16 protein-coding genes are annotated in these 20,423 nt (G+C 49.2%); 9 read left to right on the top strand and 7 right to left on the bottom strand.

Going from position 1 to position 20,423, the window contains the following annotated elements:
* Positions 1 to 165 precede the first annotated feature (165 nt).
* On the bottom strand, positions 166 to 417 hold the full coding sequence (locus D328_RS0101340) for a DUF3892 domain-containing protein (RefSeq protein WP_026280963.1): 252 nt from the start codon (positions 415 to 417) through the stop codon (positions 166 to 168).
* 214 nt (positions 418 to 631) lie between these two features.
* Complete coding sequence (locus tag D328_RS0101335; RefSeq protein ID WP_018883138.1) at positions 632 to 2,140, bottom strand: pectate lyase family protein; 1,509 nt, start codon at positions 2,138 to 2,140, stop codon at positions 632 to 634.
* A 387-nt stretch (positions 2,141 to 2,527) separates the two neighbouring features.
* Here D328_RS0101335 and D328_RS0101330 point away from each other — a divergent pair, with 387 nt between their 5' ends.
* Positions 2,528 to 3,373 carry a methyl-accepting chemotaxis protein gene (locus D328_RS0101330; RefSeq protein ID WP_154658932.1) on the top strand — a complete coding sequence of 282 codons (846 nt, stop codon included), beginning with the start codon at positions 2,528 to 2,530 and terminating at the stop codon, positions 3,371 to 3,373.
* 314 nt (positions 3,374 to 3,687) lie between these two features.
* Here D328_RS0101330 and D328_RS0101325 read toward each other — a convergent pair whose 3' ends face one another.
* The 4 genes from D328_RS0101325 to D328_RS0101310 form a co-directional block, all read right to left on the bottom strand.
* The gene (locus tag D328_RS0101325; protein ID WP_018883136.1) at positions 3,688 to 4,713 is read right to left on the bottom strand and encodes an AI-2E family transporter; all 1,026 of its coding nucleotides are present in this window, start codon (positions 4,711 to 4,713) and stop codon (positions 3,688 to 3,690) included.
* A gap of 604 nt (positions 4,714 to 5,317) precedes the next feature.
* The gene (locus tag D328_RS0101320; protein ID WP_018883135.1) at positions 5,318 to 7,585 is read right to left on the bottom strand and encodes a carbohydrate-binding domain-containing protein; all 2,268 of its coding nucleotides are present in this window, start codon (positions 7,583 to 7,585) and stop codon (positions 5,318 to 5,320) included.
* 131 nt (positions 7,586 to 7,716) lie between these two features.
* The gene (locus tag D328_RS0101315; RefSeq protein WP_018883134.1) at positions 7,717 to 8,403 is read right to left on the bottom strand and encodes a DUF4956 domain-containing protein; all 687 of its coding nucleotides are present in this window, start codon (positions 8,401 to 8,403) and stop codon (positions 7,717 to 7,719) included.
* On the bottom strand, positions 8,396 to 9,175 hold the full coding sequence (locus D328_RS0101310) for a polyphosphate polymerase domain-containing protein (protein ID WP_018883133.1): 780 nt from the start codon (positions 9,173 to 9,175) through the stop codon (positions 8,396 to 8,398). Before D328_RS0101310 ends, D328_RS0101315 begins: the two co-directional genes overlap by 8 nt.
* A 593-nt stretch (positions 9,176 to 9,768) precedes the next feature.
* On the opposite strand from D328_RS0101310, the gene D328_RS0101305 reads away from it, so the two are divergent.
* The 3 genes from D328_RS0101305 (at position 9,769) to D328_RS28190 (ending at position 12,244) form a co-directional block, all read left to right on the top strand.
* The gene (locus tag D328_RS0101305) at positions 9,769 to 10,446 is read left to right on the top strand and encodes a response regulator transcription factor (RefSeq protein WP_018883132.1); all 678 of its coding nucleotides are present in this window, start codon (positions 9,769 to 9,771) and stop codon (positions 10,444 to 10,446) included.
* The gene (locus D328_RS0101300) at positions 10,446 to 11,798 is read left to right on the top strand and encodes a sensor histidine kinase (protein WP_018883131.1); all 1,353 of its coding nucleotides are present in this window, start codon (positions 10,446 to 10,448) and stop codon (positions 11,796 to 11,798) included. The genes D328_RS0101305 and D328_RS0101300 overlap by 1 nt, the downstream gene beginning before the upstream one ends.
* 65 nt (positions 11,799 to 11,863) lie before the next feature.
* Positions 11,864 to 12,244 carry a hypothetical protein gene (locus D328_RS28190; RefSeq protein WP_018883130.1) on the top strand — a complete coding sequence of 127 codons (381 nt, stop codon included), beginning with the start codon at positions 11,864 to 11,866 and terminating at the stop codon, positions 12,242 to 12,244.
* A 215-nt stretch (positions 12,245 to 12,459) separates the two neighbouring features.
* Here D328_RS28190 and D328_RS0101290 read toward each other — a convergent pair whose 3' ends face one another.
* The gene (locus D328_RS0101290; RefSeq protein ID WP_018883129.1) at positions 12,460 to 12,909 is read right to left on the bottom strand and encodes a MerR family transcriptional regulator; all 450 of its coding nucleotides are present in this window, start codon (positions 12,907 to 12,909) and stop codon (positions 12,460 to 12,462) included.
* Between the two features lie 166 nt (positions 12,910 to 13,075).
* Between D328_RS0101290 and D328_RS0101285 the strand changes: the two genes are divergently transcribed.
* From D328_RS0101285 to D328_RS0101265, 5 genes are all read left to right on the top strand, one after another.
* A complete protein-coding gene (locus D328_RS0101285) occupies positions 13,076 to 13,927 on the top strand; it encodes an aldo/keto reductase (protein ID WP_018883128.1) in 852 nt (283 codons plus the stop codon).
* Positions 13,928 to 14,196: 269 nt separating this feature from the next.
* Entirely contained in the window at positions 14,197 to 16,626 is a 2,430-nt protein-coding gene (locus tag D328_RS0101280) for a helix-turn-helix domain-containing protein (RefSeq protein ID WP_018883127.1), read from the top strand.
* A gap of 334 nt (positions 16,627 to 16,960) precedes the next feature.
* Positions 16,961 to 17,827 (top strand): ABC transporter permease, encoded by an 867-nt coding sequence (locus D328_RS0101275; RefSeq protein WP_404821466.1) that lies wholly within the window; start codon positions 16,961 to 16,963, stop codon positions 17,825 to 17,827.
* Between the two features lie 62 nt (positions 17,828 to 17,889).
* A complete protein-coding gene (locus D328_RS0101270; protein ID WP_018883125.1) occupies positions 17,890 to 18,762 on the top strand; it encodes a carbohydrate ABC transporter permease in 873 nt (290 codons plus the stop codon).
* Positions 18,763 to 18,806: 44 nt separating this feature from the next.
* Positions 18,807 to 20,303, top strand: coding sequence for an extracellular solute-binding protein (locus tag D328_RS0101265; protein WP_018883124.1), 1,497 nt, complete (start codon positions 18,807 to 18,809; stop codon positions 20,301 to 20,303).
* Positions 20,304 to 20,423: the final 120 nt, after the last annotated feature.

Below are 20,423 nucleotides of genomic sequence, written 5' to 3'. Positions count from 1 at the left end.
ATTTGCTCGATTATGTACAAGTATTTGCAAATTCATGAAATCATGCTGTGATTGTTGAATGACGCCAGTGTGAAAAATACAGCAATGCATAATAAAAAAACGCCATTCATCGTGATGCAATGAATGACGTCAGAGTCGTTTCTCTTGATGTCTTCTGAAATAAAATCAGAATAGGGGAAGCTGGTCCAGATTGTTGGTCGGATCTCCGTCAGCATCACCGCGGATATAGGCTTCCCCGTCTTTTCCCTTGAATACGTTGACCCCAGCGATGGCACCATTCTGAACCTCCAGCAGTGCTTGCTGATAATCCAATACGCGCCCGCTTGAGGTCTGAAATGCAGTCAGATCACCGTCACCGTTTTTTTGTACAGCGACGAAGGTCTCACGCGTATTGGTGTTTGATTGGAGTGGCTGCATGGACTGCGTAGTTTGAATAGGTTGATTAAGTTGGTTAGGTTGGTTAGACTGCATGAGTCGAACAACTCCTTATCTTTATTAGCTGATCTTGGCTATGCGTATCGTCCCCATATCGAAGGGGTACTATACCAAGTTCATTGAGTCCATCGGGCTCACCAACTCATCAACTCACCAAACCACAATAGGGTTTGTCGCTTCTTGATAATAGGCGAATCTAGTAGGATGTCTTAAGCCAGTTCTGCTTATCCCATGACACCTTTCCTGCACCTGCTCCGTTATTGCCGCTAAGCAGAGTCTTCAGCCCAGCAGGGTCCTCGGGACTGTAGCTGTAAGGCAGTGAGGAGATGCCTGACCACGAGAAGGGGATTACCGTTGCTGGTATAGGTGCTAATGGGCTGTTAGCTGTCTCGCTGCCTCCACGGAACGTCTGGCCGTTAAAGGTGTAGATGGTATCTATGGCCTTAATCTTGCCAGTGTATGTGGCATTCGATGCATTTTTCTGGTTGTTGCGCAGCGGATACTGAATGCCAATGAGCTGTGATTTCTCGACGAGTACAGCTCCACCTTCCGTAGAGATTGCCCCGTTACTGGTAACACCAAATTTATATCCTTTGGAGGAGATGGCACTTGCCATTGCAGGAGTAATGATCTTGCTCGCCTGCTCTGCAGCGGAGCTATCCGCAACGACATTGTACACGTGTGCATTTCCGCCACGAAGACGAGGCAAGCGATCCTGCAGGTCTACATAATAATTATGATGCAGTGTAATGCTCAGATCAGGGTTATCTGACGCTAGCTCATTGGCACCGACGAGATGTCCTTTTTTCTGGGAGCTAGCCACGGCAATGATATCATTCTTGCTCAGACCAACAGCGCTGCTACGCAGATAATCGTACATGGGGTATGCGGAGCGAGTGGCTTCCAAAGCGTTAATCTGCTGGGTTACCCAGCTATTAGAGGAACGGTCGTCCCCTTTGAAGAGGGACCACGACACAGTTACACCAGACGTTCCTTTTTTGGAATCAACTAACCCGTCGTAGGCTTTGTTGAAGGTACAGTGATCAATCCATACCTTGTCGCTCTCTTCCACTGTGATATAGTCCCAGTCGTTCTTGTCATAATCACCCTTGCTGGACTCGTCCCATTCCCAGAGCTCATCGAATTCAAGGTTCCTGATGATGACGTTGGAACTCCGTTTGATCGTGAAGGCAGCATGCTTGATCTTGGAGCCGTTCGCAGAGAAGATGGTCAGTCCATCGAAGCCGTCAATGGTTACCTTACTGACTCCGGTCTGCAGCAGCACAGGATGGGTGAGAGGAGAGTTATGTGCAGCAAAAGGTGACTTTTTGGCATCGCTCGGTAGTTCATTCCAGCCCAGATTGAGGTCGTTCATAATCTCTACAACCTTGACGCCGGAGTTTTTCTTCAAAGCTGCAGCCAAATCTGAGGCCGTATACACTTTTTTATACAGCGTCGTATTGCTCTCGGCGATGATCCCGCCCCCGGTATTCCCGCTTGAGAAGCCCTTCAGATCATAGACGCTGTTGGCCCCGGCGAGAGTCAGGCTACTGGCATACACGTCCGCTGTAACTCCATTGACGGTAGGAGAAATGTTAACGTTTTCAAAAATGGCATCTTCAGCACCGACTGGCAGCACTACACTAAGAGATAAGACGGCAGCAAGGGCAGACGCGGTCAGCATGTTCCAATAGTTTTTCTTCATGTACGTACCTCATTTCATAGAGATTAAAAGAATAAGGACGATCAGCCATCACAGATGGATTACCCCATCATTTGATGGATTGGCATAAGCATGCTCTGGTTGCAGCTGTATAAGCTGTGAACACGATCAATTCCGGACACCCCTCCTGTCGCCCTCAAGATATAGACCGTCTTATCTCGGTGCAAGACTTAGGCTGCTAACGTTCATGGCAACATCATATAGCAAAATCCCCAAGAATTGCAAGCGCTTTCTATGACTTATATTTACATTTTTCGAAGTTACATATTCTGTGTGATTCAGATGTAAATAAGCGCATATTAAATCAACCTGGTAGCCGATATACTTAGTAGACTTGTAATGTAAGCATGAGAAATGAGGATGGTGGATATGACAAACAAAGACGCATCAAACAGCCTAGAGCATATGCTGAGCTCATTAGCGGCAACTTTGCCATTAGTGCAGAGACTGATTCCTTCGGATGTAATGTTTGCCCTAACGGATCAAGAGAAATTTATATATTATTTGCCGGGAGAAAAGTTGGATATAGGCCTCAAGCTTGGGGTCCCGATTCCACCAACGGGAGGTATTCGAAAGGCTCTGGATACGAATAGTATGATTACAGTCAGTGTGCCGGAGGAGGTCTACGGCTATCCCTTCAAATCGGTATCCATGCCCATCCATGATGAACACCAGCAATGTCTCGGTATTTTGACGATGGGAATCAGTCTGCACAACCAGTTAACGCTTGAAGGAGCCGCTGAGAAGCTGGCCGATAGCTCAACTGAAATTCGGGAATTGTCGGATGGCATAGCAGGAGCAGCCAATACACTGATGTCAGAGGTACATGTACTGAATGAGCTGGGAGGCCAGGTGCTCACGGAGCTGGAGCGGGCTGACAGCATGCTCCGCTTCATTCGCAGTATCGCAGATAATTCGCGGCTGCTCGGCATTAATGCAGCGATTGAGGCTGCCCATGCAGGAGATGCTGGGCGAGGTTTCGGGATTGTGGCGAAGGAGATTCGTACGATGGCAGACTCAAGTAGTGCTACGTCCAGCGAGGTGGAGGAGATGCTGACTTCTATTCATAGTCACATCCATGAGCTACGAGTCAAGCTCACTGCTTGCTCCGAGCTGAGCGGGAATCAGGCCGCAGGAACAGAGGAGATCGCTGCTTCCATGCAGCAGCTTGCAGCCTACGCCGAGAATATACGGGACATCGCCAAACGTATCTAAGTGGCAATTTTCATAAATCCATCAAGCAATATTCATTCAGCAATATATATGATTGAAATGGTTCTAATCGTCTATATATTGCATTTATAGTGTTACTAATCGAACTATGAAAAATGCTGCTCTACATGGAATTACATTGTGGCTATATGCAACATATGCATATGGGAAAATGACGATGATGCTTCTTCGTTTTTTGTTTTATTTTTGCAGACACGGTATGGAACTGAAAACAGGCCCTCCGCTGGTATAGAGCGAAGAGCCTGTTTGTTTAGGTCGGTCTCAATAGAGACCTGAAAGCTTAGTGGTACTCGTAATTATACGTTCGTAGGCTTCTTGGGACCCTGTTCAACCTCCAGAATATCCAGCAAGAACATGAAGATCGGGATACCGATGATCAGTCCCCAGATGCCTAAATAATGCTCGGAGAAGATCAGAATCAAGAACGTGTAGAACATAGGCAGCTTAGTCTTATGGGCGTATAGCCGCGGATTCAGGAAGTACGTCTCTAGCGCGTGTACTGCCATGATCATCACGAAAGTCCAGACCACCAGCATGAAGCCGCCCACTTGAAAACCGATAATGCTGATCGGAATCAGAGAAATGATAACCCCTGCTACCGGAATCAGACTCAGCAGGAATACCATAATCGTCAATGCGAACAAATATGGATAGCCGAACAGCCACAGCCCGATCATCGTGAACACGGTATTGAAGAGGGCAATCATTAGCTGAACCTCGATTACTTTACCAAAAGAGGAAGTGAATCGTTGCCCGAAATATGCAAATTCCTTATAAGCCCAGCTAATTTTACTGGTACGGAATTTCTCGGTAAACTGGACGATCGTCTTTCTTTGCAGTAGATAGAAGAAGCTGAGAATGATAACGATCAGGATAATCTGCAGCCATTTACCGAGAGTAGTGATATAGGCTATGGCATTCCCAAGATAAGCTTGATAGTTAATATCGCCCTTCTCCAGTAGACTGATCAGATACCGTATGATCTCGTTATTGTGCGGTGTGTCCAGAAAATGACTAATGCTGCCAATGACGGCGATCAGCTGCGTAACCAGCTTGGGCATGTAATTGAATATCCCGTAAAGCAACCCACCGACTAGCAGCAAATACAGGAAGATAATAACTAGCACCGGTGAGACGGGGAATAATCGACTGAGCTTCCGTGTGACAAGCTCCTGAAGGCGCCCCATGACGAATGTCACCAGAAAGAGCAAGAGTAGCAGGCTGAGCATATGCCTCAGGCTGACTAAGAGCAGCACGACCAACAGAAGGAATAATATTCTGCGGACCACTGCATTGGCAAAAAATACGCGCAACGTTTCCATAATGTGTTACTTCCCCCGTTTGCAAAAGACTGATCTCACGAGCTAACAGCTCGGAGCGATCCACAGTTAATACCTATGGATAATAACGCATGATGGCTCTTGTGAGAGACACCCTGTCATTCTGACATGAATACAATGACTTGGTCATTGACACATGTCTTGACGCATGACATATGTATAGGACAGCTACATCTAAGTATATACGAATCTGTAACCGAACAGTTTCCATTTTACCGCAAGACTTGTTCTATGTATATGAGCAGGCTCGTGAATCATCCCTTACAAAATCATATTATCGGTAGTATGTGCTCGGATTATGAGCTAATAACAGCTTCGTAAATCGAATCATGTGTTCTGAGTCTTCTGGTGGATTGGATCAGGGGACTGAGCCGAACTACTCGGATAATAAAGAACAAGGCAGTCTCCCCGGTAGAAGGACCTACCAAGGGGACTGCCTTACTGCGTTATTATAAGAGTTAGCTGAGAATTGATCTATAAATGTTATCCAAAAGAACTGATATATAAGAACTGATATATAAGAACTGATCTATAAATGTTGTTCTATGTGATGATCGATGAATAGTCTGTCGCCCATGTATGGTACTTAATTAGTGGAGGTACCCGTAGTAAAGCTCGAGCCTGTGTTCGAATTAGAATCTGAGCTTGCGCCAGCGCCTTGAGATCTTGTTCTTCCACCACCAGGCCCGCCTTGGCTGCCGCCCATGCCGCCAGGGCCACCCATGCCGCCAGGGCCACCCATGCCGCTGCGAGCTTCTGTGACTCCAGACTCGTTCACCCAGGTTACATTTCCTGATGCGGTAAACGAGACTATTTTGGTGCCACCACTGTAAGTTCCGTCACTATACCGTCCATCCTTTGCTGTTCCTGTGGAGGTACCGCCAGAGTAGAGAACATAGGAGCCGTCGGCCTTAAGCTCTGGTGAGCTAATGACGATGGATTGATAGTTTTTAGCCGGGGCAAAGGTCAGGATCGAATTGCCGCTGCTGTCCTCCAGATGTACTAGTGTGCCCGCTTGCTGCTGTTCGGTAAAGGTCATCGAAATGGCATTCTGGCTGGAAGTATCAGAGATAGCTTGCGCCATGCCCGAGCTTCCGGCTGCTACCAGATATCCACCGCTCATCTCGAAGCTACCATCGTAATCCAGAGCGCCATTGCCATTAGAGGTAGGACCGTTGACAATGACGGTACCGCCTGTCATGTAGATGGAGCCGTTCGAATCCAGGCCATCACCATCGGCATTCACTGTCAATGTGCCGCCGTGAATATAGAGCGCATCATTGGTCGCCTGTCCCGGTCCACCAGGTCTGCTCATGGAAGAGGTGGAAGTGCTAGCTGAAGCAGATACATTACTGGTCGTTGCTAAGCTATCTGTACTTGTGTCTGCCATCAGATCTTCGGCGCCAGCTGCGTTAACACCATCATCGGAGGCTGTAATCCGTACATCGCCACCATTGAGGGTGATGATCGAGGCCTCCAGCCCTTCATAGCTTTGTGTTACTTCGATGGTTCCACCATTAATGGTGAGCACTGCATCGGCATGAAGTCCATCATCACCGGTAGCGAGGCTGAGCTGTCCGTCATTCACGGTCAGGCTGCTATTGCTGTGCAATGCATCGTCCTTGGCATCAATGGTGAAGGAGCCGCCGTGAATCATCAGATCCGTGCCTGCCTTGAGGCCCTTCGCGCTGGTGCTTTCTGTGTCTTCCGTTGTCACCGTTGTACTTGTACTGCTGCTGTCCGTTGCTGTTCCAGCCTGACTATTGCCGTCGGGAGTAGAGTTGTCTGGGAGTCCCTCGGGAGGAGTGCCATCTGAAGGAGCACCCTCTGGAGGCGTGCCCATCTCCGGTGGAGTCATGCTGCTATCTCCAAAGTCGCCACCACCAAATCCATCTCGGCCCCCAGACATTTGCTCTGTTTTCACTTCTGCATTGGCGCTGCCACCACCTGTGACTAGCTGATATGTTCCATCTTCGATCACAAGCACTGTCTCAGCCTGGATGGCATCATGAGCGCTTTGGATATGATAGGTACCTGCCTGAATAGCGACGAAGCCTTTGTCTGCTTCGGTGTCATTGGTGGACTTGATCCCGTCATTCTCTGCCTCAATAGTAAAGGTACCTGCTTGAATCGCCACGAGATCCTTGCCCTTGATACCATTATTGGCTGCCTTCACATTGAACTCTCCGCTGACGATTCGCAGCTCATCCTTGCTCGTGATCCCGTCATTGTAGTTTGCTGTGACATTCAGCTTGCCCGTTCCATTGAAGGTTAGATCTGCCTTGCTGAAGATCGCGGCATCCGGCTCGTCTGTTGCAGCATCAGCATACACATATTTAGCACCGTCAGTGACTGTATTTACAGTACCATCGGCAAGTGTAATGATGGCTTTGCCGGCTTTTTGCACGAAGATTCCAGCGCTATCCTCATTGTGTATGGTCACTCCGTTCAGGACGAGCTGTACCGTGCCTTTGTCAGCGACATTGACGAGAATCTGTCCGTCACTCAGCTCCCCCTTTAGCACATAGGTACCAGCTTCGGTGATCGTTATCTGCCCAGCCTCTGCGCTTGCTCCGTTACCGGAGATCGCGGCAGTTGTGCCATTCAAGGTGATCGTTGTTGCCTCACTGGCGGACCAGATAGCTGTCTGATCTGCTGTATCGAAGCTCACGAGACTGGCGAAGGTAGCCTGATTCGTCTGGCTGGAGCTGGCCACCGCCGCGGCACTCACTTGAGAACCTGCTGCGCTGGAGGTCGTAGTTGCGGAAGTGCCTGTTGGCCCTCCGCAAGCTGTAACCAATGCGGTAATCATCACAATAGACCAAAGTTTGCTGCCTGCAATTATTTTCTTCATCATTAATCTTCCTTTCAAGAATGAACTAGTGAAACGGAACAATACATGCGATTCGGGTTAAACAACAAATTTATTAATGGATAACAGTCGTTGAATAATGCTCACTTGGATAAAATCAATGGATCAATGAATTAGTACTCAGCCATCGGTGTCGGATTCATCGTGAGCGAGAGGTCCAGATTTCCGTTGCGACAGCGAATGGCGTCCAGGAATTCCTTCTGGTTGGTAGCCGGATGGAGCGTGACTGCATACACCAGCTCATACAGACTGCCCAGCTCGGTTGTCTTGATTTTACGTAGCTCATAGCCGACATTGTACTGCTTGAACACTTCATCAAGCGCTTCTTCATAGCTGAGATTCTCCGGTATGGTCACCTTCAGCAGCTTCTGCTGGTGCTTGCGTGCACCAAAGTTCACTTTGCTCAGGACGAACATCAGCACACATAGAATCAGGGTGAATAGCACGGCGTATTCAAAAGCACCGACACCACAAGCTAGACCAGCTGCCATCGTGAACAGGACATAGGCAATATCCTTCGGATCACCAGGTGCGCTTCGGAAACGAATGATGGAGAAGGCTCCTGCCAGACTGAACGCCCGTGCAATATTGCTGCCAATGAGCAGTATGATGATGGCGACGATGACGGGCAGGATTACCATGGTTAATGTAAAACTTTGAGAGTGGGCTCCTGTATTAGTCTTCATATAAGTCAGGCTGATGATGGCGCCTAATAGAATGGCAATGCCGATCGTTAATATGGATGTTCCCAGCGTCAGGGTGGAATCACTCACAGTGGAATTAAATAAAGTATCAAGCATATAAGACACGCTCCATTTCTCTTGGGTTATGCGGGATGTGCAGCTCTGTCTCTGCCTGGCTGCCATTGCGCAGCATTTTCTTATACTCATTGCCATACTTGGAGAAGCTCGTCCGGTACAATCCGTGATCGGAGAGCATTCGGGAAAGCCACAGTGGCACAGTCTTCTCGGCCTTGACCTCCATCAGCCAGCGTCCGTCTTCTACAAGGGGAGCGCCATAATCGCCATCCTCCAATTTGAGGTCGAAGCGGCGACTGCGTATGTTGGTGTCGAAGGTGATACGCAGATCACGACTTCCCTTATCGAACAGGGCTTTACGCTCATAAGCCAGATAGACCTTGGGCTCCAGGTTGTACAAGCTTAGAAAATACTTGATCTCCTCCACAACCTGAGGGTTCATGTAATCAGCCAGGGCCGGAGCATTCCCGGTTCTTACGAACTCATACGCTTCATTCAGCTTCAAGGCAGTTCTGCGCTTGTTGACCAATCCGAACACCTTCTTCTTGATCTCCAGATACACCTTCGCATTGTCGGCAGGTACTCCGTAGGCTCGCAGACGAAGCTTTTCCTTGTATTTGGGCTTGGCAAGGCTGGTGCGAATCAAGGTATTGCTGGGAGTATCGAAGTACAGATTACTGATGGAGTAGAACTCATGCTGCTTGTTGTAATCATCCAGCTCCATATACTGAAGCAGGTCGGTCAGTAATCTCTGATATGCGGTGTAGTCGAGCAGATATTTGCTTTCATAGCGGTTGAACACTTCAATAGCCATATGTAGTCAATCCTTTCTAATGGAAGTTGGTAGGTCAGGGATCGCCCAAGTGATGTATAGCTTGCTTGAGTTACCTGTAATGAATTGCATCTGTGCTGTGCGTTTGTGTTGTGATGCTGTCTTGCTTTGATATCTGTATCTTAGAGGTCGAACCTTTAATGAATCTTAAATATGTTTACATAGCGTTAATGTTTTTTACCTTCATCTAATAAAAACTATTAATCATCCTTTAACAGATCCTTGTGATACTCTGATGCTTCCACACAAATAAATGGAACAGCCCGCTCAGCACAATCTAAATTAGAACATAAGCAAAAATGTAGATAAGCAAATAAGCAAATTAAGCAAATAAACAGAACGATATATTAACTTATCGAAGCTAGGAACATACGTACATCATTAAGGTATTTTCAAGGTTGCCTTGCTATAATGAATAGCAATACTGAAGGTGGAACTACAAAAATCGGTAATATAGTAAGTAGCAGGCCATTCACGAGGTGGACCAGGCATGAAAGGTCTTGTGATTCGTGCGAAGAAGATAATCGCCTCAAAATAACCGTTGCGATAAATACAGACATAAAGGGTGACGAAGCATGAGAATATTGATAGCTGAGGATGAGCTACATTTAGCAGAGGCGGTATCTCAGATCCTGAAGAAGAATAACTATTCGGTGGATATGGTGCATGACGGTAGGGATGCGCTGGATTATGCACAGAGCGGCATTTATGATCTGCTGCTGCTGGACATCATGATGCCGAAGCTGGATGGCTTGACTGTACTGAAGACATTGCGGGCGAATGGAGAGCATACCCCGGTCATTCTGCTCACGGCCAAGGGAGAGCTCTCGGATAAGGTAAGCGGACTGGATTATGGGGCCGATGATTATATTGCCAAGCCATTCGCAACCGAAGAGCTGTTGGCCCGCATTCGTGCAGCCTTACGACGCAAGGGGGAGGTCATCCCGGAGGATGCCATGAAATTCGGGGATATCGAGCTGAACAAAACGCATCTCAAGCTGATGGTTGAAGGCAAGGAAATGAAGCTCAACCTCAAGGAGGGAGAACTGCTGGAGCTGCTGATTACTCGCAAGCAGGCGGTTACCTCGAAGGAACAGATCATCGAGAAGCTGTGGGGGTTCGATTCGGAGGTGGAGTACAACAACGTAGAGGTCTATATTTCCTTTTTACGCAAAAAATTGACCTTCCTGCAATCCAGTGTACGGATCAGTACCATTCGGGGTGTAGGTTATGTGCTTGAGGTGACGACCTAATGTTCAACAAGCTTAGAAATCGCTTCCTGCTTGTTAATCTGGTCTTCATATCTATCATGATGCTTGTATCGTTCGCAACCATTTATATCATCACGTATCAGAATGTGTACCGGGATATTCGCATGGAGTTGTACCGCGTCTCGGATTTCTACCGAATGCCCGATGATCCTTCACATATGCCGGGTAATGGGAGTGGAGGAGGAGCGAGAGAGCCTGCAAATCGCGGCGCGCAAGGTAATATGGACAGTGGGACTGGTGCGGAAGATCAACCAACACGCCCAGTAGGGGGAAATGAATCTGGTGGTGGCATGCAGGGGGAGGGACCTCCACAGCGTTCTGTCTCTTTCATGATCGAAACGGATGCGGATCGACAGCAGACCAGCGTGTCCTCCAAGCTGATCGACATGGAGGATTCCTTCTACATGGAAGCCCTCCAGACTGCTATTAAGCAGGGACGCAATGAGGGTCAGTTCAAGCTGAATGGCAATGCGTGGATATATACCTCAATGCCCTATGATACAGGATATATGTATGTGTTCATGGATGTGACCTCCCGCCAGGGAATACTGAACAATCTGATCTATACCTTTACACTGGTAGGGTTGGTGATGCTAATCGTGATTTATTTCCTGAGTCGGTATTTTGCCAATCGATCTATAGCGCCGGTGAAGGAAGCCTTCGAGAAGCAGAAGCAGTTCATTGCAGATGCCTCACATGAGCTCAAGACACCGCTTGCGGTGATTAACACGAATACGGATGTACTGCTTGCGAATTCCGAGGAGACGATTCAGTCTCAGGCGAAATGGCTGCATTACATCAAGTCCGAGACAGAGCGGATGGCCAAGCTGACGAATGATCTGCTGTATCTGACCGAGATGGAGCATTCGCGGCCTGATCTCATTCAGACGACCTTCAACATAAGTGAGGCCGTAGAGAATATTGTTCTCACCATGGAAGCGGTCATGTTCGAGAAGGATATCCGGCTTGAATATACGGTCGAGCCGAAGCTGACGGTGCATGGTAATCGTGAGCAGATCATACAGGTGGTTCTAATCCTGCTCGATAATGCCATCAAGTACTCGCAGCCGAAGGGGATGGTGGAGGTGTCGCTCGCCAAGCAGCATAATGACGTAGTTCTGGCTGTGACCAATAGCGGAGAAGGGATTGCACCGGAGCATCTGGAGCGAATATTTGATCGGTTCTATCGTACAGACGCATCACGTAACCGCAAGCAAGGCGGATATGGACTGGGACTTGCGATCGCCCGATCCATCGTCAGACAGCACAAGGGAGAGATTTATGCCAAAAGCGTGCTCGGAGAGGGAGCTACCTTTTACGTCAAGCTCTCTTGAATATGCTGCTATAACGACCTAACATAATCAAAGATGCCGGTGGATATGGAGAGGAAGGATAGACGATGAATGAATTATTTCGACAATGGCATAATCGCGCCATAACCCCTGAATATTATGAGTTCCTGCGAGAGCTGAACGAGGAAGAGGCGCTGGAACGGCGGGAGGAGCCAGAATTCGACCAGCACTGGGTAGCGGAGTTCGAGCGCCTGGAGAAGTCTCGTGAACAGCTGTCCGAGCAGGAGTTGGCTGCTATTCATTCTCTACGCGAGCAAGCCTTCAAGCAGTCTTACCGGGTCATGTCCAGTCCAGACGTCTCGGCATATATTTCCGATGATCTGGAACTCATCGCGATGAGCCTTCTGCTCGGGGAGGCCTCATCATGGGCTCTACAAATACTGAAGCTGTCCTATGACGAAGGCCAGTTCCCACCTCAAGAGACTTGAGTCCTCTGTACACTCCTGCCTTACACGGCAAGTACTGGCAGATTCATTAGTGGACAGAATAAAGACATGAAATAGCGACAGTCAGGGACGAGAGAACAAAGTCCCGAACGGTCGCTATTTTCATTGAACCAGCGTGCTATATTAGCGCAATACAGAAGGATATAGACTTCATTCTTTACTGCTCAAAATGGCGGATACAGTTATGAATACTTTCTCTACGCCTTCCCAACAGTGGGCGAATAGAATACGTCACAATGCATATGCCGAATTTTGTCCCAAGTGGCGGGATTGGTTACGTCCGGGGCCCGATTCTCCAGGATGGCCTGGTACAGGGCGGTCTTCTCTTCCAAGTGGGCTACGCGCTGCTTGGCTTCTTCGAGCTGAAGGAGTGCCGATTCTCTTTGTTCCATCATGATTTCGAAGCGCTGCGCAATCGTGGCATCCCCTTCAATACAGAGATCAACGTACAACTTGATGACCTCGATCGGCATTCCGGATTGCTTGAGGCATTTGACACCATACAACCAGTTGATGGACTCTCCATCGAACAGGCGGATATTATTCTCATCGCGCTGTAAGCTTGGCACCAGCCCTTTATCTGTGTAAAAACGTACAGCATGCTCGGTGAGCCCCGTAATCCGTGCCGCTTCTTTGACGGTATGCATATGTAATCCTCCTTAATAAAATATTCGATTGACTTAGTGTAACACGAAGGTAATAAGCTTAGTGTAATGCAAAACGGCTGGAAGCGTAAATCACCTGCTGTGATGTCCGGTTCTAGTGAATGATGGCCGTTTATCATTATACATTTGAGCCATGGGAGGAAATACAATGCAAACAGTAACATTGAACAACGGTGTGAAAATGCCGATTATCGGCTTTGGTGTCTACCAGATTCCCGATGCGGAGGAGTGCGAGAGCGCGGTATACGAAGCGTTGATGGCTGGTTACCGCCTAATCGACACCGCTGCTGGTTATCTGAACGAAGAAGCCGTGGGACGCGCGATTAAGCGCAGCGGCGTACCGCGTGAGGAGCTGTTCATTACGACCAAGCTCTGGATTCAGGATGCAGGCTATGAGAGCACCCAGCTGGCGTTCTCCAAATCCTTGAACAAGCTGCAGCTGGATTATCTGGATCTGTACCTTATACACCAGCCGTTCGGCGATTACTACGGTGCTTGGCGGGCTATGGAAGAGCTGTACCGTGAAGGCAAAATCAAGGCGATCGGTGTCAGTAACTTCCTTCCCGACCGTCTGATGGACCTCATTTTGCATAACGAAATCGTACCTGCCGTCAATCAGGTGGAAACGCACCCGTTCTACCAGCAGTATGAGAGCGCTGATTTTATGAAAGAGCAGGGAGTGCAGCATCAGTCTTGGGCACCGTTCGCTGAAGGGCTTAACAATATGTTCGGCAACGAGGTGCTAACCTCCATCGCAGCGCAGCACAACAAGTCCGTGGCCCAGGTCGTGTTGCGCTGGCTCGTTCAGCGTGATATCGTTGTTATCCCTAAATCGGTGCGTAAGGAGCGAATCGTCGAAAACTTCAACATTTTCGATTTTGAGTTGAGCGCGGACGATATTGAGCAGATTTCAGCACTCGATACGCGGGAAAGTCTTTTCTTTTCGCACCACGATCCGAAATTCGTCAAGATGTTGGGCACCTTGAGAGTGGATCTGTAGCAACTTAGCGTGAACCGTTCACTTATCACGTGTTGACCACAGCTCTATAATGAAGGGAAAGGGCAGGATGGTCATGCTGATCATCTTTTGTCCTTTCTTTATATTCAGTGGGTTCTATTTCCAAGTTACATGTCATAGATATGGAATTGTAGCCCATGACCAGCAGGCCTGTTCATGCTCCCTGTCGCGGAGCGTGGATGGGCCTTGCATGTTCAAGCACAGGCTCACGGTATGGAAGCCAAGGCTCATCACCGAAGGAGCGAGAGAATATGAACAAATATATGTTGAAGATCGCCACCTTCAGCTTGCTGTTAGGCGCTGTCCCGACGATTGTGATCGGGATTTTTTTATATTATGCTGCTGCGCGTGATATGGAAGAGAAGGTGAATCAAAGCAACGTCCATCTGCTGAACCAGACGCAGATGCGAGTGGAGCAACTGCTTAGATCCATGGAGAATGCAGCCCTGCAATTCGAGAAATCCACGCAATTCAATACGGTCATGAAGCAGCATCTCACAAGCAAGGATTTCGTTGAGGTGAGGAAGCTCATGCTGGAGATGTTCAATTTACAAAGCCAGGCTGTACTGAATCAGGTCCAACTAATCAATCTTGAACACGGGTGGAAGGTGGATCTCTATGGGCTGAAGCAGCTGGAGCCTGGAGAAGCGGAACAGCGCTGGGGTGACATACTGAGCAGAAAGGACAATATCTTGTGGAATACAGAGCCCAATGAATCAAGGCCAAACTTCACCAATACTCCGGGTATTACAAATCCCATAGATGCCCCAAACAACACAGTTACCCAAGGCATCTCAAGTAGCGGAGTCACATCTCGTAACGAACCCATGACCGAGCCCGCAGATCCCGATGAAATCACAGTTACGGCCTCCGCCCCATCGGATACGCTGCAGCTCATTCATAAGATCCCGCTCCAGCCAAAGCGGCACACGAGTCCTACAGGAATGCTCATCCTGGAGATCAATAAGGACGAGCTGCGTAGCATGCTAATTCCGAACCATCCGCTTACACGCCAGTTCATTATCAATCGTCAAGGTGAAGACCTGCTGTCAACTGACGCTGACGCGGAGGAGTACGGTGGCATTAACCGCAGAATTGCCGCTGAGCAGGCACGTACGGCTGCTCTTCATGGCACATTCCTGGCGAATATCCATGGGGATGAGGTCCGTGTTATATATAACAGCTCCGAATATAATGGCTGGTCCTATGTGTCTCTCGTCTCACCGAAGCAAGTGACTGAGGAGACGCGCAAGATGGCTGTGTTGACAGTAACTACGTGCTTACTGCTGCTCATCACTGTGCTGGCTTTTGCATTGCTAGGAAGCCGGAAGATGTATCGTCCGATCCACAGGCTGTTCCATGCAGCCATGAGCCTGGATCGACGCTCCCGTGATGAGCACGGAAAGAGAAGAATGGACGAGCTTGATTTTATTCATAGCAGCCTGCATTTCCTGGCGCGAACCAATGAAGAGCTGGACCAGCAGATGCGAGCGCAGGTGAATTATTTACGAGAGTTCTATGTGCTTAAGCTATTCACGGGTCAAATGTCTGGGGAGCAGGAGCAAGGACAGGCAGAGCGATACGGCTTTCCCTCAGACTGGAGGCGTCTTGGTGTCCTTGCCTTGGAGATTGATAACCTGCAGAAGACGCGCTTCCAGGAGGAGGATCGAGAGTTGCTGCTGTTTGCGATCAGCAATATCGTTGCGGAGCTGCTACCAGAACGAGAAAGATTCACGCCCATCAGTGTATACCAGTCTCAGGTGACTTTGCTCACGTCCGATTCCGACGATGTAGCCGTCTGCCGGGAGCAGTTCCTACACAGCGCTGAACGGATCAGGGAGCAGGTGAAGCATTATCTTGGCCTGCAGGTTAGCATAGGCATCAGCTCGTCTTTCAGCAAACTCTCTGATACCGTAAGAGCCTACGAGGAGAGTACCTCTGCTTTATCCCTTCGCTTTCGTCTCGGCGCCGACATCGTCGTTCATTTCGAGGATGTAGAGAAGAACGGAGAGAGCCAAACAGCGATTTACACCCATCTTCGAGCCCTGGAGGATCGCTTGATCGGCTTTCTGCGGGAACAAAGATTAGAGCCGGCTCAGGAGGTATTCGAGCAATATCTGGGAGAGATTCTGGGCAAGGGTGAGCTGCTTCGTCAGCGTCATTTGCTGCTGCTGCAACTGGCCTCCAAGATTCTGAAGATGGTGCAGGAGCAGGGGATATCCATACTTACCGTGCTGGAAAGTGAGCGCACCTTGAAGCAGCTATTTCGTCTTCAGACCAAGGAGGAGATCGTCCACTGGTTCCATACGAAGCTGTTTGAGCCGATACGCACGGTGCTATCTGAAAGGACAGAGGGACAATTCGTCAATATCGCGCACAAGATGGTCAGCATCATTCATGAGCAATTCGATCAGGATATTTCGCTGGACTATTGTGCTACGGTCATGAGCTTTCATCCGGTCTATCTGAGCCGAGTGTTCAAGAGGGAGGTCGGCAGTACCTTCAGTGAATATCTGCTCGCGTATCGAATGAATCAGGCCAAGGTGATGCTGGATACGACGGATATGAAAATTGCCGAGATCGGCAACAAGGTCATGTATACGAATATTAGCGCCTTCATTCGAGCCTTCCGCAAGGCCTTCGGCATGACGCCAGGACAATACCGGGATAAAGGAAGCTAGGGAGCTAGGAGAGCTAGCGATTATTCTGCATGACCCTAGCATGCTGAAAGTTTAGATAGGCACACTCCTAGGTCATTTCCGGCACAATGCATGCCAGAGAGTGCTACTGCCATGGGTCTTCTCATGAAGTCATGAACGGCGTATAGACGTACATAGGGGGAACAAGAAATAATTGAATCTGTAATCGCTTACAAATAACCTCGGCGAAGCAGGAGGGGGAGTCAATGAAATGAATGCGAATGAAGCGCTGAACGGCAGTAGACCATCACTTCGACGTGATCTTCGCAGACAGAAGCGGCAGCAGCTGATCAAGGATCTGGTCCGGGATAAATGGATGTATCTGATGCTGCTCCCAGGCGTGCTGTATTTTGTTATTTTCAAATATGTACCCATGTACGGCATCTCGATGGCTTTTCAGGACTACAGGCCGCATTTGGGCTTCTTTGGTAGCCCGTGGGTGGGGTTCAAGCATTTCGAACGCTTTTTCAGTGAGCCGCAATTCTGGATGCTGTTCCGCAATACGTTCATTTTGGCACTGTACAATCTAATTTTCTTTTTCCCGCTGCCGATCATCCTTTCTCTCATGCTCAATGAGGTGCGGCATCATCGTTTCAAGCGTTTTGTGCAGACCTTTATTTACATTCCGCATTTCGTGTCTTGGGTGGTGGTGGTCGGGATCTTCTATATTCTGTTCACGACCGAGAACGGGATTCTGAATGAGCTGATCTATCGCCTTACGGGCGACAAGATCGCCTTCCTGCTGGAGGCAGATTGGTTCCGAACGATGATTATTTCGCAGTCGATCTGGAAGGAAGTAGGCTGGGGGACGGTAATCTTCCTGGCTGCACTTGCAGGAGTCGATCTGCAGCAATATGAAGCAGCTCGCATTGATGGGGCCAGCAGATGGCGCCAGCTCTGGCATATTACATTGCCTGCCATTCGCAGCACGATCGTGATTTTGCTGATTCTGCGACTGGGGAACTTTCTGGATACGGGCTTCGAGCAGATCTTCCTGATGATTGCCCCTACCAACCGGGAGGTCGGGGATGTATTCGATACGTATGTCTACACCAAGGGGATGACTCAGGCACAGTACAGCTACAGTGCTGCTGTCGGTCTATTCAAATCGCTGGTTGGGCTCATTCTGGTACTGGGGGCTAACTGGCTTGCCAAGAGGTTCGGTGAGGAGGGCGTGTATTAAGTGTACTCAGTGTAATCAGTGACATCCATTCCAAGCTTCCTTCCAAAGGAGTGTTGAGAGCCATGATCCAAGACAAGTCGTGGCGGAATCGACTATTTGATGTAGTGAATTATACGCTGCTTGCGCTCACCGCTATTGTGTGTGTGCTGCCATTTGTCTATGTACTGGCAGTATCCTTCGCAAGCCCGGCTGAGGTAGCCAGAGGAGGCTTGATCTTGTGGCCCAAGGAGTGGTCCACAGTCTCCTACCAGTATATCTTCTCATCGGATACGCTTCCGCGCAGTATGATGGTCTCCGTCTATATTACCGTTGTGGGCACCTTGATCAATCTCGTATTTACCTCCCTGATGGCGTACCCGCTGTCCAAGCCGAATCTGCGGGGACGAAATATGATTCTGCTGGGCGTGCTGTTCACCATGCTGTTCAGCGGGGGCATGATTCCTACGTATTTCGTGGTCAGCGGGCTGCAGTTGACGAATACGCTATGGTCTCTCATGATTCCGAGTGCTATAAGTGCCTTCAATCTGATCGTGCTTAAGAATTTCTTCCAGCAGATCCCGGATGGTCTGGAGGACTCGGCCAAGATCGACGGCTGCAATGAGCTTCAGGTGCTAATTAAGATTGTCATTCCCCTGTCACTGCCTGCTATGGCGACATTTGGTCTGTTCTACGCGGTGGCCCACTGGAACCAGTTCTTCAGTGCGATTCTCTACATCAACGATAACCGGAAATGGCCTATTCAGGTACTGCTGCGGGAGATTGTTATCTTGGCACAAAGCCGCGTAGGTGACGCGAACTTCGATCAGACCGATGTGCAGCCGCTGACGGTTCGGATGGCGGTAATCGTATTTGCCACCTTCCCGATCCTGCTCGTGTACCCCTTCCTCCAGAAGCATTTTGCCAAGGGAGTGATGCTGGGCTCGGTCAAAGGCTAGTAAAAATCTGAATCATCCAATCCAACTGCTACGGAGGGCTGGTAATGAACAAAAGATGGGCTGGCAAGGTTGTATCCGCGCTACTGGCGGTAAGTATACTGAGTGCATGTGGGGCGGGAGATCAGGGAGCAGAGCTTGGCGACGGGCCCTATCCACTGACCCTGGTGGTGAATCAGGTCGGTGAGATTCCGAACCCCACCAATCGATTAGAGGAAAAGCTGCGGGAATTCACACAGACCGATCTGCGCATTCAATGGATTCCGCACTCGGCCTACGATGAGAAGGTTAACGTTATGGTCGCCTCCAATGAGCTTCCCAAGCTGATCAAGCTGAATTACACCCCAACGACGATCAACTCGCTGGAGGCAGGATTGTTCTGGGATATTACGGACCATTTGCCCAAATACGAGCATTTGGCTGCGCAGCCGCAAGCCTACTACGATAACATTAGCGTCGATGGACGTGTGTACGGAGTACCTCTCTTCCGCGATATGGGGCGCGCGATTGTAAGCTATCGCAAAGACTGGCTGGATCAGGGCGGCTTTGAGGCACCGGTGACGCTGGAGGATTGGTATGAGATTATCAAATTCAGCACCGAGGGTGATCCCGACGGTAATGGCAAGCGCGATACCTATGGCATGATGCTTGATAAAGGTTACAATCAGGGCACGGCCTCCACGATCACCCGGCTGGCTGTCTCTCAAGGAGCGCCGAACAAGTGGGGCATGGATGGCGATGGTAACTTTTATCCCGAATTCGAGCATGAGACCTTCTTCGAGGTAATGAAGCTGCTTAGAAGGCTATACGAGGAACGACTGATTAATCAGGATTTTGCCGTCGTAGATTCCTCTGAACTGAACAAGGCTTATGAATCGGGCAGAGCCAACCTGCGCATATCTGGCGGCAACGCTCAGTCTGTGCAGACGAAGCTGGATAAGGTAGTCCCTGGTGCAGTCATGGATGTGGCCCCGCTTCAGGGACCGGATGGCATTCGGGTACCCGGTGAGAGTGGCAATACAGGTTTTCTGGCGATCCCTACCTCTAAAGTAACCAGCGAGGAAGAATTAGAGCGAATCCTAACGTTCATTAATCAATTATTCGAGCCAGAGATGGTGAATCTGATTAATAAAGGAGTGGAGGGCATCCACTATCAGGTGGAAGGTGAGCACACAGTCATTATTGATCGGGATAAGGATGCTCAGGAGGTGAAGCCTTATCGGGATACATTCCCGCAACGCGGGGAGCATTACAACATGGAGCGCAAGCCCAAGGAGGGTGAGTTGTTCAATAAGAACAAGCAGATCGTATACGGAAATGAGCAGCATATCGTGCCGAATCCTGTTCTGACACTGCGATCGCAGACTTTTGTAGAGCGTGGTGGTGAGCTGGAGCAGCTGATTACGGATGCCCAGACGAAGTTCATCATGGGGAATATCGACGAGGCGGGCTGGAGAGCACAGGTCCAGCATTGGAGAGACAGCGGCGGGGATGCCATGGCTGCCGAGTACAAGGCTTCCTATGAAGCGCTCGGGAAGAAGTAGCGGGACTCACGGATGAGAAGATAACAGGGCTCAAGTCGGTAATAGCAGAGCACATAGAAGCGAAAAGAAGCCTCAGCAATGTCGGGGCTTCTTTCTGTTTATACTTTTATGGAGGAATAT

The sequence above is a fragment of the Paenibacillus massiliensis 2301065 = DSM 16942 genome (assembly GCF_000377505.1).
Taxonomy (GTDB): Bacteria; Bacillota; Bacilli; order Paenibacillales; family Paenibacillaceae; genus Paenibacillus; species Paenibacillus massiliensis.
This window is presented reverse-complemented; position numbering and strand designations above follow the sequence as displayed.